This is a genomic window from Lacinutrix sp. C3R15 (assembly GCF_018860825.1).
Taxonomy (GTDB): Bacteria; Bacteroidota; Bacteroidia; order Flavobacteriales; family Flavobacteriaceae; genus Oceanihabitans.
The window spans coordinates 63477-77987 of the sequence record NZ_JAHKPZ010000038.1 but is presented as its reverse complement, the minus strand read 5'-3'; the positions used below and the strand labels follow the sequence as shown (position 1 = coordinate 77987).

Annotated in this window: 10 protein-coding genes; 6 read left to right on the top strand and 4 right to left on the bottom strand. The window is 31.3% G+C overall.

Going from position 1 to position 14511, the window contains the following annotated elements:
- Positions 1–78 precede the first annotated feature (78 nt).
- The 4 genes from KO494_RS15145 (at position 79) to KO494_RS15130 (ending at position 5831) form a co-directional block, all read left to right on the top strand.
- On the top strand, positions 79–2850 hold the full coding sequence (locus KO494_RS15145; protein ID WP_215968460.1) for a TonB-dependent receptor: 2772 nt from the start codon (positions 79–81) through the stop codon (positions 2848–2850).
- A 34-nt stretch (positions 2851–2884) separates the two neighbouring features.
- Positions 2885–4387 carry a DUF5689 domain-containing protein gene (locus KO494_RS15140; RefSeq protein ID WP_252730412.1) on the top strand — a complete coding sequence of 501 codons (1503 nt, stop codon included), beginning with the start codon at positions 2885–2887 and terminating at the stop codon, positions 4385–4387.
- 77 nt (positions 4388–4464) lie between these two features.
- Positions 4465–4842, top strand: a complete 378-nt coding sequence (locus tag KO494_RS15135) for a hypothetical protein (RefSeq protein ID WP_215968459.1) — start codon at positions 4465–4467, stop codon at positions 4840–4842.
- A 110-nt stretch (positions 4843–4952) separates the two neighbouring features.
- Positions 4953–5831 (top strand): PD-(D/E)XK nuclease family protein, encoded by an 879-nt coding sequence (locus KO494_RS15130; protein WP_215968458.1) that lies wholly within the window; start codon positions 4953–4955, stop codon positions 5829–5831.
- An 80-nt stretch (positions 5832–5911) separates the two neighbouring features.
- Here KO494_RS15130 and KO494_RS15125 read toward each other — a convergent pair whose 3' ends face one another.
- Positions 5912–6883 (bottom strand): endonuclease, encoded by a 972-nt coding sequence (locus KO494_RS15125; RefSeq protein WP_215968457.1) that lies wholly within the window; start codon positions 6881–6883, stop codon positions 5912–5914.
- A 178-nt stretch (positions 6884–7061) separates the two neighbouring features.
- Here KO494_RS15125 and hflX point away from each other — a divergent pair, with 178 nt between their 5' ends.
- Together hflX and KO494_RS15115 are read left to right on the top strand one after the other, a co-directional pair.
- Positions 7062–8279: a GTPase HflX gene (gene hflX, locus KO494_RS15120; protein ID WP_215968456.1), complete on the top strand. Its 1218-nt coding sequence runs from the start codon at positions 7062–7064 to the stop codon at positions 8277–8279.
- Positions 8280–8340: 61 nt separating this feature from the next.
- The gene (locus KO494_RS15115; RefSeq protein ID WP_215968455.1) at positions 8341–10593 is read left to right on the top strand and encodes a transglycosylase domain-containing protein; all 2253 of its coding nucleotides are present in this window, start codon (positions 8341–8343) and stop codon (positions 10591–10593) included.
- Between the two features lie 412 nt (positions 10594–11005).
- On the opposite strand, the gene KO494_RS15110 is transcribed toward KO494_RS15115, so the two are convergent.
- The 3 genes from KO494_RS15110 to KO494_RS15100 all read right to left on the bottom strand — a co-directional run bounded on the left by KO494_RS15110 (position 11006) and on the right by KO494_RS15100 (position 14507).
- The gene (locus KO494_RS15110; RefSeq protein ID WP_215968454.1) at positions 11006–11980 is read right to left on the bottom strand and encodes a DUF3078 domain-containing protein; all 975 of its coding nucleotides are present in this window, start codon (positions 11978–11980) and stop codon (positions 11006–11008) included.
- Between the two features lie 94 nt (positions 11981–12074).
- Positions 12075–12593: a DUF2480 family protein gene (locus tag KO494_RS15105; RefSeq protein WP_215968453.1), complete on the bottom strand. Its 519-nt coding sequence runs from the start codon at positions 12591–12593 to the stop codon at positions 12075–12077.
- A gap of 78 nt (positions 12594–12671) precedes the next feature.
- Entirely contained in the window at positions 12672–14507 is a 1836-nt protein-coding gene (locus KO494_RS15100; RefSeq protein ID WP_215968452.1) for an ABC transporter ATP-binding protein, read from the bottom strand.
- Between the last annotated feature and the right edge of the window lie 4 nt (positions 14508–14511).

Below are 14511 nucleotides of genomic sequence, written 5' to 3'. Positions count from 1 at the left end.
TTATAAAAAATGTAAATTTGCGTGCTTTAAATAATATTTATTTAATGTATTAAAAGTTTACTAACTATAAATTTAAGTATGCAAAAAAGATTATTAATTCTTTTCTTCGGAATTTTATCAGGCTTTACCACCTTTGCACAGCAAACGATGGTAACAGGAAGTGTTAAACAACCAATTTCTCAAGAGCCTATTTCAGATGTTACTGTAACTATTGAAGAAACAAAACAGTCTACTCAAACAAATGAGCTAGGGGTGTTTTCGTTTAGCAGTAACTTGCCATTAGGCGAACAAGTTTTAAGATTAACTAAAGATGGTTACGTACCGCAACGTTACCCAATAGTAGTTAATGAAGGTCAAACATTAACCATAAATGATATGGTTATGGAAAGAGACCTTGCTGGAAACGATTTATTTACCATCGCACTTTCTGATGATGAGTTAAATGATGATACCAGTGGAGCAGATAATATTTCTGGTTTACTTTCCTCTTCACAAGACGTTTTTCAACGTACAGCTGCTTTTGAGTTTAGTTCTTCTTTCTTTAAAGTAAGAGGTTTAGATTCTGACAATGGTTCTGTTTTAATTAACGGAATTGAAATGAATAAACTTTATAATGGTAGACCACAATGGAGTAATTGGGGTGGACTTAATGATGTAATGCGTAACCAAGAGTTAACAACAGGTTTAACACCTTCAGCATATAACTTTGGTGGTATTTTAGGAACAACTAATATTAATACAAGAGCTTCTTCTTATAGAGAAGGTGGTCGTGTAACATACTCTTCTTCTAACAGAAGTTATACTAACCGTTTAATGGCTAGTTATTCTTCTGGAGCTTTAGAAGGCGGATGGGCTTATTCTATTATGGCTGGAAGACGTTGGGGAGATGAAGGATATCAAGATGCTTCATTATATGACTCTAACTCGTTTTTTGCATCTGTTGAAAAACAATTTGGTGATAAGCATAGCTTAAACTTTACTACAATTTACGCACCAAACAGAAGAGGTAAATCATCACCAAATACACAAGAAGTATACGACCTTAAAGGTATTCAATACAACGAATATTGGGGATGGTTAGATGGTGAGAAAAGAAACTCACGTATAAAAGAAGTAGAAGAGCCAATCTTAATGTTAAACCATTATTGGGATATTTCTTCTAAAACAAAATTAAATACTAATGTTGGTTACCAATTTGGTAAATTAGGAAACAGTCGTTTAGATTATTCTGGAGGTACTAACCCAAGTCCTGCATACTACCAAGATTTGCCAAGTTACCCATTATCAGATCCTGATGGACCAGATACTGCAACTGCTTATGATTTACAACAAGAGTTTTTAAATGATGGTCAAATTGATTGGGAGTATATTCTTACAGCTAACCAAAACAATAATATAGATACTAATGGTAGTGTTCCTGCTGCATATGTTTTATATGAAGACCGTGCAGATGATAAACAACTTACTGTTAACTCTATCTTAAGTTCAGAAATTAATGAAAACATTTTAGTAAATGCTTCACTTAATTACAAGAAACTAAAATCGGAAAACTTTGGTGAAGTCATCGACTTATTAGGTTCTACAGTTGGAGCATTAAACGTAGATTCTTTTGATAACTACCAATATGATGCGCAAAATCCAGACAGATTAGTAGGAGAAGGAGATAAATTTAGATACAACTATAATTTATTTGCTGATGTACTTTCAGGATATGCTCAAGCACAATTTAAATACAACAAAATTGACTTTTTCGTTTCTGGTAGTGTAACAAATACAACCTACCAAAGAGAAGGGTTATGGCAACATAGTAGATTTGCTGATAATTCTTACGGAAAAGGTGAAGAACTTACATTTAATGGTTTTGGAGCTAAAGGAGGATTTACTTATAAAATTACTGGTAAGCATTTAATAGATGTTAATGGTGGTTATATTACTAGAGCTCCTTCATTACGTAATACGTATTCTAACTCAAGAGAAAATCATAACATAGTAAGAGGTATTGAAGAAGAAAAAGTAACTTCTTTTGATGCTAGTTATATTTTTAGATCTCCAATTGTAAAAGCAAAATTAACAGGATTCTATTCTACCGTTAATGATGCTAATGAAGTTGGTTTCTATTATGCAGATGGATTAAGTGGTGATGCAATTGCAGAAAATGAAACTTCGGCTTTTGTACAAGAAGTTTTAACAGGAATAAACAAAAAGAATATTGGTGTTGAATTTGGTATTGAGGCACAAGTAACACCTACTATTAAATTAAAAGCAGCAGGTTCCGTTGGTCAATATACTTATGATAACAACCCAGACTTATACCTAACTTCTGCAAGTTTTGAGTCTGAAGGTGGTTCTATTTCTTATGGTCAAGCAAATCTTAAAGATTACAAAGTTGCTGGAGGACCACAACGTGCAGCATCTGTAGGTTTTGAATATAGAGATCCAGATTACTGGTGGTTTGGTGCAACAGCAAACTTTTTCTCTAATGCTTACGTAGATGTAAATGCATTAACTAGAACAGAAAACTTTTACTTAGATGCTGATGGCTTACCATTTAATGATTATGATGTAGAAGTTGCAACAGAATTATTAAAACAAGAAGAATTTGACGAATACATGGTGGTAAACCTTGTTGGTGGTAAATCTTGGAAAATTGACCAATACTATGTTGGCTTTTTTGCAAGTGTAGGAAACTTACTAGATAAAGAATATAAAACTGGTGGTTTTGAACAAGGAAGAAACGCAAATTATAGAGAGCTAAGAGACGATAATGCCAACCCAACACGTGTGTTCGGGTCAAAATATTGGTATGGTCGTGGTGCTAATTACTTTGTAAATGTGTACTTTAGATTTTAGAAAAAGAAAAATTAATTATAATAACATTAGAATTATGAATTGTAAAGGATTCAACAATTCAAAAATTAAAAATAATAATGCCATGAGAAAAACGAATAAATTTTTAACTCTTATACTTACAATGGTAGCTGCTATAGCTATTACATCTTGTGTACAAGATGACGATTATACAGTTCCTAATAGTTTAGGAGATGAAGAAAACGAAGCATTAACAGAATTATTAATGCAGTTAGCAGACGTGAACAGTGGTGTAACTGAGTTAACCATAAGCCAGGTTAAAGAACTTTATACAGCATATGAAGATACTCAATCAGGATTTGATTATGATAAGTTTTATGAAATTACATCTAATGTAGTGGTTAAAGGTTATGTATCTTCTTCTGATGTAACAGGTAACTTTTACAAAGAATTTTATATTCAAGATAGCCCATCAAACCCAACTGCTGCAATACAAGTAGTATTAAACCAAGCAGATTCTTATAACCAGTATAACCAAGGTAGAGAAGTTTATATTAAACTTCAAGGTACTTATGTTGGTTTAACTTCTTCTGAAATTATTGCTATTGGTGGTAAAACAGATGATGATGAAGTAGGGCAATTTACTGCAACACAAATTCCAGATTATATTTTAAGATCTACAAATACAGAAGTAATTACTGCTTTAGATATTAACTTATCTTCTATCAACGAAACTCATGTTGGTATGTTTGTTAAAATTGACAATGCAGAATTTCCTGCTTATTTAAATGGAGAGCTTTACGGAGATTCTTCAGAAGATTTTGATACACAAAGAACATTACAATCTTGTGATGGTTTTTCTTATTCTAACTTTATAGTAGAAACTAGTTCTTTTGCTAATTTTTATAATACTCCTTTACCAGTAGATAAAGGTGGTTCTATCTCAGGTATTGTAACAAAATCTTATGGTGGAGATGATTTAGTATTAGCTTTAAACTCTTTAGAAGATGTAGTTTTTGATCAAGACAGATGTGTATTATGGAATGAAGATGATTTTTCTGTTGTTTTTGAAGAAGATTTCGAATCTATGCCAACATATACAACGATAGCTTCTAACGGATGGTTAGCATATGCACAAGAAGGTGGTTACAACTGGAGAGCAGTTTCTTCTTCAGATACTGGTAATAACACAACTATTGCTTCTATGAGTGCTTATAACTCTGGAGATACTTCTAATATTACTTGGTTAATTACACCAGGAATTGATTTAGATGCTACTAGTGATGAGTTTTTAAACTTCGAATCTTCTAATAGCTTCTCTGATAATAGTGAGCTAGAAGTATTAATCTCTACAGATTGGGATGGTACTGAAGCTGGTGTATTAACTGCTACATGGTCTACTTTAGATGCACAAATAGTTGAAGATTCAGAATATTACCAAAACTGGGTAAGTTCAGGTATTGTAGATTTAAGTACATATACAGGTTCTGTTAACGTTGCTTTTAAATATACAGGAGGTGATGTTGATGATTTTACTGGTACTTTTGAAATTGATAATGTTAAAGTATTAGGACAATAGTCTTAACAATAAACCTAAAATATAAACCTGCTAATTTATTTTAGCAGGTTTTTTTGTTTTTAAATAACCAACCATGTATGACTCTTTTTGATACCTTATTTTTTAGCGTTTTTAAGCATTATAAAGATGCTAAAAGCAAAAAAGCAAACCAACTAGCAACCGTTTATATATCGGTTTTACAATGTGCTTTAATATTGCTTCTAGGTGTTTTCTTTGCTGGTTTTTTTAAGCAAATGAACATGAGTACTATGTCTCAAGACAAAGCAATTGTTATATTTATTTTAATAGGTATATTTATTTTCTTTAAAAACTGGATGCAGTATGCAGGACAAAAAAGAAAAGTATTAAACGCTAAAATGCTTAGAAAAAAAACAGCAACGTATAGTATGTTTATGCTGTGGTTGCTTCCTGTTGCTTGTATTGCTTTAGCAGTTGTTATTTATCAAGCGGTTTAGTTTTAAAATTTTGTTAGGTATATGTAAGTACCTAACAAAAAAAAGATTCTTTTAGTTATTAGTTACCTGCGTTTAATTTAAAATTCTGCTTAAAAAAGAAACTAAAATAGATGGAAAACATAGAAGAAATTATATTCAAAGAACCTCGAAAAACTTTTATGGAAATTTTAAAAGTTCATAACCAAGAAGTTCCATTTGCAAATGTTTTAGCATTCTTTTTCAGACCGAAAGAAAATCATAATTTAGGAACTCTTTTTCTTGATGCTTTACTCGAAACGAAATTTACAAATATTGGGAAAAATTCAAATGAAGAATCAACTCCAGAAATTCCAGACTATGAAATAACATCAGTTAAAGTTATTGTTGAGCAACCGACAGAATTTAAAAAAAGAATTGATATTTTGATAGTTACTAACACATTTGTAGTTTGTATTGAATTCAAAATAAATCACGATTTAAATAATCCTTTGACAGAATATAAAAATTTTATAGATAATGAAAATAAATTTAATGAGAAGAAAAAATATTACTTCATTCTAACACCATATAAAAAGAAAGCAATTGATAAAGCTGAAAAATATTTTGAAAACCATAATGAATTTAAACAAATTATTTTAAGCCATTTCATTAAACGAATTGACAGTAAAATTGAGAAAAATCCGAATGAATATATTGTCAATGAGCAATATGATTATTACAAGGATTTTATACAAACTATAAAAAATAGAGAAATTCGTTCAAAAAGAAATATTTTTTTACAAAACTTCAAAAGTGATTTGAACAGAAAAAACATAAAAAGTGAATATCACAAAAATATAAAAGGAGGATTTTTAGAAATTGAAAAAGAAGATTTTAGTTTAAAGGTCAGATTTAAAAATGAAGGTATTCAAATAGAAAAATGGAAAAATAAATCAGGTACAGTAATTTACGAACCAAAGAGAAATTTAAGTACAGATGATTTAATTAAGATAATAAAAACCTGCAGGTAACACCGTGTTTAATTAATTGCTTTGTCGTTGCTTATTTAGAAAATTGTTTTAAAATTTTATCACGTTCATATTCCTTTAAACTAAGGGTTTTTAGCTAAAACTACATACACAGGAAAATGGTCACTATAGCCTCCTTGGTATTTTTTTCCAGCGTAGGTTCTGTATGGTGAACCTTTATATTTACCAGTAGTTACCTTTAAAAAATCTTCATCAAAAATATTAGCATTTTCGTATTGTAAAGTGTTTTTAGTTTTTTCAAAAAAGTTAGTAGTAATTAATATTTGATCAAACAAATACCATCTTCTTTGGTGTTTTATAGTTCCTCTGGTGTAAGAACGTAAGGTTTCCATTGGGTTAAATAAGTTATAAGCAGTAACTAATCGTTTTATCGTTTTACTAGAAGGGTCATCATTAAAATCGCCAAGAACCATAATTTTAGCATCTGGATCTTGTAGTTTTAAGTTAGAGATAATTTCACCAACCTTATTAGATCCAGCCATTCGTTTATGTTCGGTTTCTTTTTCGCCTTCACGTCTAGATGACCAATGGTTTACAATAACGTGTATTTTAGTACCAGCAAGTAACCCAGAAACCAACAAAATATCTCTAGTGTAATCTGGTAAACCTTTATCGTTATACAGTTCTAACGCAAACACTTCAGAGCTTTCTACAGTAAATACGGTAGTGTCATAGAGCAAAGCAACATCAATTCCGCGTTCATCTTTAGATTCGTAATGCACAAAATCATAATTGCAATTTTTTAAATGTTTAGAGGCAATTAATCCTTTTAAAACAGTAGCGTTTTCTACTTCTACTAATCCTATAAGCGCAGGATGTTTTCCGTTTTCTTTTTTTCCTATATTAGCTATAGCATAGCCCAACTTTGTTAATTTGTTTTGATACCTTTTTACTGTCCATCGCTTATCTGCAGTGGGTAACATATCATTGTCATATTTTTTTTCTTCATCAAAAACATCAAACAAATTTTCAGTATTATAAAAAGCAACGGTGTGTAAATTGGTGTTTACAGTAAATTCAGAAAAAGTATTCATTAAACTAATTGTTGGGTTTGCAGTATAGGCATGTTCGTATTTATTTTTATTAGAATAAGATCAAAAACATGTGCTTATTAAGTCTCTATTCTTTGCGTTAAAGGAGTATTTATCTTTCCTCAAAAATATAAAAATTAAACTGCTTACAATTCATTAACTTTGTACTTTAATTTTACGTATGCTAGAGAAAAAAAATATAGAGCTTGAAAAAGCAGTTTTAATAGGAGTAATTACTAAAAGTCAAGATGAAGACAAGTCTAAAGAGTATTTAGATGAATTAGAATTTTTAACCTATACAGCAGGAGGAGAGGTTTTAAAACGCTTTACCCAAAAAATGGACATGCCAAATCCTAAAACCTTTATTGGTACAGGAAAAATGGAAGACGTTCGTATATATATTGAAGAAAATGAAGTAGGTACTGCTATTTTTGATGATGAACTCTCTGCAGCACAAGAACGAAATATTAGTAAAATTTTACAATGTAAAGTGCTTGATAGAACCAACCTTATTCTAGATATTTTTGCACAAAGAGCACAAACCAGTTATGCCAGAACTCAAGTAGAATTAGCACAATGCGAATATTTACTTCCTCGCTTAAAAGGTATGTGGACACACCTTGAAAGACAAAAAGGTGGAATTGGTATGCGTGGACCTGGAGAAACAGAAATAGAAACCGATAGACGTATTGTAAGAGATAGAATAACTCTACTTAAAAACAAAATAAAGACCATTGACAAGCAAATGTCTGTACAACGTGGTAATCGTGGTAAAATGGTTCGAGTAGCACTTGTAGGATACACCAATGTTGGTAAATCTACCTTAATGAATGTTATTAGTAAAAGTAAAGTCTTTGCAGAAAACAAACTCTTTGCAACTTTAGACACTACAGTGCGTAAAGTGGTTATTCAAAATTTACCCTTTTTATTAAGTGATACCGTTGGTTTTATACGTAAACTACCAACACAACTGGTAGAGAGTTTTAAAAGTACCCTAGACGAGGTAAGAGAAGCAGATTTACTGTTGCATGTGGTAGATATTTCACACCCTAATTTTGAAGAGCATATAGAGTCTGTAAATAAAATTTTAGGTGAAATAGATAGTGCAGACAAACCCATGATTATGGTTTTTAATAAAATTGACGCTTATAAAGCAGAACCTTATGATGAAACCGATTTAATAGCAGAACGTACCGAAGAGCATTATTCTTTAGCAGAATGGAAAAATACTTGGATGCATAGAGTTGGTAAAAACAATGCTTTGTTTATATCTGCATTAAATAAAAAGAATTTAGAAGAATTTAAAAAACGTGTCTATGACGAGGTGCGTGAAATTCATGTAACCCGTTTCCCTTATAACCATTTTCTATATCCTGACTATTCTGAAGAGGAAGAGTAATTATTTCTTTACACAATACTAGTTTTAACTAATAATTCAAGATTTTTTACGTTTCAATACTATGCAAAAAATACAAGTATGGATAAAAAAAAAGTGGATTAAGTGGCCTTTGCTTGCTGTTGCATCAGCAATACTATTTGTAATTGGGTTGTATGCAAGTGTGTATTTTGGTGTTTTCGGAAAACTACCTGAAAATGCTACACTAGCTTCTTTAAAACAAGCCGAAGCTACACAAATACTAGATGCAAACCAGAAGCTAATAGGTAAATACTTTATCTATGATAGGCAACCATTAAAATATACAGACTTACCAAAACATCTTATTGATGCTTTAGTAGCTACAGAAGATGTTCGTTTTTATGAACATGATGGGGTAGATAATATAAGCTTACTTCGTGTGTTTTTTAAAACCATACTTTTACAAGATCGGTCTTCTGGAGGAGGTAGTACCATTACCTTGCAATTGGCTAAAAATGTATTTGGAAGAAAAGACTATGTGTTTTTAAGTATGCTTATTAATAAATTTAAAGAATCTATTATTGCTAAGCGAATGGAAAACATTTATTCTAAAAAAGAAATTCTTACACAGTATTTTAATACAGTTCCGTTTCCAGATAACACCTATGGTATTGAAAGTGCTTCGCAAAAGTTTTTTAATAAATCGGCAACTGCATTAACCATTTCTGAAGCTGCAACACTAGTAGGAACCTTAAAAGCCAATAATAGTTATAACCCAAGATTACATGTAAAACGCAGCCAAGCACGAAGAGATGTAGTACTTAATCAAATGGTAAAATATAATTATTTAGATACTGTAAAGGCACAACAAATACAAAAAGAAGACATTAGCATAGATTATCAATCTTTTAATCACGATTTAGGTGTTGCACCTTATTTTAGAGAACAAGTAAAAAAAGAACTAACCACTATTTTAAAAGATTATAAAAAGGAAAATGGCGAAGCGTATGATATTTATAACGATGGGCTAATTATACATACCACCTTAGATTATACCATGCAAATACTTGCCGAAGAGGCAATGAAAGAGCATCTAACCCATTTGCAAAAAGCTTTTGAAAAATCGTATGGTACACAAGCACCTTGGTATACCAATAAAGCATTAATAGATAAAGCAATACAACAATCCCCAACCTATAAAAGCTATAAAAAAGCAGGTTTAACTAAAGCACAAATAGAAGAAAAATTAGCAGTAAAACAAGATATAGAACTTTTTGAGTGGCAAGAAAACACTACCAAAAACGTATCTGTTAAAGATAGTTTACAGCATTATTTAAAGTTTTTAAACACAGGAATGATTGCTATAGACCCAGAAACAGGAGCTGTAAAAAGTTATATTGGTGGTATAGACTATCGTTATTTTAAATACGATCATATTTCGCAAAGCCAACGTCAAGTAGGTTCTACTTTTAAGCCTTTTGTGTATACAGCAGCAATAGAAAATGGTATGCAACCCTGTACCTATTTTTCTGTAAAACCAATAACCTACACCAATTATAAAAACTGGACACCAACCAACTCTGGAGCTAACGAAGAAGATCCATTTCTTAACTATAACTTAGAACGCGCTTTAAGTACCTCTGTAAATACCATTGCAGTAAAAGTGTTACAAGAAGTAGGTATACAAAAGGTATTAGCACAAGTAAAAAAGTTAGGCATAGAAAAAGAACTTCCAAACCAACCTTCTTTAGCATTAGGTGTGGCTGAAATAAATATCAAAGATTTAGCAGGAGCCTATGCAAGCTATGTAAACAATAGCCAAGCAGTAAAACCATATTATATTACAAAAATTGAAGACAAAAACGGAAAGGAAATAGCCTCTTTTAAGCCGCAAGTAAACGAAGTTAAGGCATATAGTGATTACACCAGACAAGTGCTCTTAGAAATGATGAAATCTACTGTAAATAAAGGTACAGCATCTAGATTAAGAACAAGCTACCAACTAAAAAATGACATAGCAGGTAAAACAGGAACTACCCAAGACAATAAAGATGGTTGGTTTGTAGGTATTACACCTAAATTGGTAACTATAAATTGGGTAGGAAATGACAATTACAATATTGGTTTTAAAACCACAGGAATGGGACAAGGAGCAAATTCTGCCTTACCAATTTTTGCAAAATTCTACCAGAAATTAAATGCAGATGCTGCCTTTAATAGCATCACCAAGAGCCACTTTGAAAGTGCTCCTACAGAAGTTTTAGAAGCTCTAAACTGTAACCCAGAAAAACGAGACGGTTTTATTAAAAGGCTGTTTGGAAACAAAAAGAAAAAAAGAAAGTTTAAAAGTAATTAAGATGCTTTTTAATGTTTTTAGGGCAATTTGCTTTTGGTAAAAACCAAAAGCAACCAGGCTTTACACTATATCTTTTTAAAAAGGTACTGCTAGTAGTTTATTAGGTGCTAATCTTTTTGTTTAATGGTATACTTAAGGTATGGACATTACATTTTAAAAAGGATGCCGTTGCAATCCTTATTGCGCTCATCTGTACTGTTTATAGTTAGGTACAGCAAAGTTATAGATTGTTTGTAAGGGTATACTCTAAAAAATGCGCTTCGCTTATTTTACTAAAAAGCCTTTTTGTTTTATTACAATACACTTAAGCTTCCTTGAGCGCAAGAAGGAAGGTGTAGCTCTTATAAAACAAAAAAAACGCGCTTTTTTTAAAGCGCGTTTTTAATAGTGTAATTTTTCTTTTTCTAATATTTTAGAAACCGTAGTTAAATCCTAAACCAAAAGCTTCTCTAATTTGAAAACCGTTACTGTTGGCATTATCATCATAGATTGCTTGAAATACAAAGTTAGCAGAAATGTACTTGTTTATAGACATAGCAAGATTCATAGTATAATCAATATCTACATTTTGAGGATCTTCTAAATAGTTTGTGTATAATGCTAAGATGTTTTCCATAGCAATATTCTTAACAATGTTTAATTTATAGTACCCTCTTAAAGCAGCTCCTAACTCAAAACGAGTAGTGTCACCAGATTCAACACCAAAGTAACCACCAGCATCGTTAAACTCTTCATCTGTTAATCCGTAAGCAGCAGCATCTGTATACTCATCGTGTACTATAATTAATTTAGCAGCAGCAGGAGAAATCATAACATTTAAGTTATTAGATTTTTTCCATAACATGCCTGGTCCAGCTTGAAAATAAGCAGGAGAGAAAAAGTGAGTATTACCATCTGCACCTCTATCTAATTGTGTTTTAGCATTAAAGTAAGCAGAGTAAAACCAGTTTGCGCTAGCTTTTTTTCCTGCAATAGAGTTTAGTTCTATTCTGTCATTAGACTTAGTAAAACTTTCATCTCCTTTGTTTTTTAATACACCATAATCTACAATAAGGTTGTTATCCCAGATGTAATCTCCTTTAATTAAGTTTGCATTGTAGTTAATTAATAAGTTGCCAGCAGTATTACCAATTCCTCCACCAGTCCATTCGTTGTTGAATGCAGATTGGTTAAAAGTTAGTAAAATGTTTCCACCTGTTCTCCAGCCTGGTAAAGCATCAATTTGTGCTTGTAAAGCATTAGCTTCTGCTTGAGCAGCATCAGCAATTGCTTGTTTTTCTGCTTTTTTAGCAGCTAATTCTTCTTTAGTTAAATTGTTTTCATCTGTCTGTGCGTTTACTGAAGCTACTCCAATAAATAATGCAACTAATAAAAATATTTTTTTCATTTTGATTGTTTTTTTGAACGCGCAAAAATAAGTATTAAGCGAACAATTGTTTACAAGGTTTCTTGTATTTTCTTACTAAAATAGATAAAATAACCTATTTTATCGATGAAGTGTTTTTAAATAGAGGTACAGAAGAGCATGCTTCACCAAACATAATAGATTTTGCTAAAGGTTTTAACTTGTTGGTAATCATTATGTAAGCGCTTGATGGAACAGGTTTTTTAGAACATCCTTTTATAATTACTGGTTTATTTTTAAAAGCGCTAATATCTAAATCATGGATAATGTCTTGATATAGAGAAACCTCTAAGGTTTCCAGGTTTCCTAAAACTATTTTTTTAGCAAAAGGTTCTAAATGAATGCTTAAAAGCATATACGCCCAATCTGGTACTATGGCATCTGTAGTACAAGTTAGTGCCACATAAGCATCTTGATATAAAGACCAATCATGTTCTTTTACTAAGGCTCTAAAATCTTTTTCTCGTAAAACAAAACCTTCATAAAGCCAGTCTTTTATATCAAAAAGTATGCGTTTTCCTTGCGGATAATAATCTTCTAAGTCAAAAACTTCTAGTTTGCTATTTGCAACGCGGTTTATAATTTCTTTAGCCATAATACTAAGATACGTGTTTTTATACTATTTGTTGTTTGTGAGTTTAAGAAGAATTCTTAAAAAATAAGTGTTTACAATTTATTGGTAGCCTTCTGCTTGTAGCGTAAATAAATCGGCATATAAAGATTTGTTTTTCATTAGTTCTTCATGTGTGCCAATTTCTAAAACGCGTCCTTGTTCAAGAACTAAAATTCTATTAGCTTGCCTAACAGTGCTAAATCTATGTGAAATAATAACACTTGTTTTATCTTGTGTTAAACCAATAAAACGATCAAAAACTTCACTTTCTGCCTTAGCATCTAATGCAGAAGTAGGTTCATCTAATATCATTACTTTGGCGTCTTTCATGTATGCTCTTGCTAATGCTACTTTTTGCCATTGACCACCAGAGAGTTCTTGTCCTTTTGCAAAGCGTTTTCCTAATTGTTGGTTGTAACCAAATTTTAAATCTTCTACAACTTCATTAGCTAAGCTAAGTTCTGCCGCATTTTCTATTTTAGATTGATTGTCTATTTCATCAATATCACCAATGGCTATATTTTCTCTAACTGTAAATTCGTATTTAAAAAAGTCTTGAAAAATAACACCAAAATATTCTTGGTAGGCAGCTTTATTAAATCGGTTTATATTAATTCCGTCTAATAAAATCTCACCAGAAGTAGGTTCGTAAAAACGCAATAGTAACTTGGTTAATGTTGTTTTTCCTGCTCCGTTTTGACCAACAAAGGCAAGTTTTTCTCCAGCTTTAATAGTGAAACTAATACCTTTTAATATTTCGTTTTCAGATCCTGGATAGGCAAAACGTACATTTTTAAATGTAAAGCCTTCTTGTATTGTTTCTGGAAGTGGTATGTCTTCTTTATGTGTTGGTTCTATTGAAATGTCTAGAAAATCAAAATAATCTTTTAAGTATAATGCGCTTTCTGTAATGCGTGTAAACTTTGAGAAGAAGTCTTGTAAATTTCTGGTAAGCCTGTTAAAAGATCCAGATAAAAAGGTTAACTCACCTAAAGTGATTACACCAGAAATAACTCTGTAAATAATAAATACATAAGCGCCATAATAACTTAAAGTACCTAAAACATTAAAAACAAATCCTAATGCAGAGCGTTTTACTGCTAGTTTTTTATTAAGATCATAGTATTCTTGCGATAGGTTTTTAAATCTATCTACCACAAAATCTGTTAAGCCAAAGAGTTTAATTTCTTTTGCTGTTTTATCATTTGCTCCAATAAAACGTAAATAATCTAGTTCTCTGCGTTCTGCAGTCCATCCTCTTGCCAGTGAATATTGTTGTTGGCTAAACCAAATTTCGTTTATAAAAGATGGTATAATGCTTAATACTAAAAGTATGATTAGGTAAGGTTCAAAATAAATTAAACCAGCAACTAAGGTTAAAATAGATATTAAGCTTTGTACTTCGCCTAATGCGTTAGACATTAACCCAACACGACCTGTTGTTTGTGTTCTTGCTCTTTCTAGCTTGTCATAAAACTCAGAGTCTTCTAAAAGACTAATGTTTATTTGATTTGTTTTTTTTATGATTCTTACAGAAGAGTCTATAGAATAAGAGTCACCAAGCAGGCTATCTGTTAATGAAATGGCTCTACTTACTAAATCAGAAAGAATAATTAAACCAAATTCTATGGCAACATAGGTCCACAGTAAGGTTAAATCTGAAACATCTGTTTTCGTTTGAAGAATTATTTCATCAATAATTATTTTACCAATCCACAGAATTACAACAGGTAAAAGGGCACCAATAAGCCTACAAAATGCAGATAATAGAAATAGTTTTTTGTTGGTTTTCCAGATTTCTTTAAAAAACCGTGGAATAAAAACCAACGCGCTAAACGATTTTTTTAAATTGGTTTTTTCACCATCTTTAAGAGATGTTAGTTTACGTCTTGGCATTGGC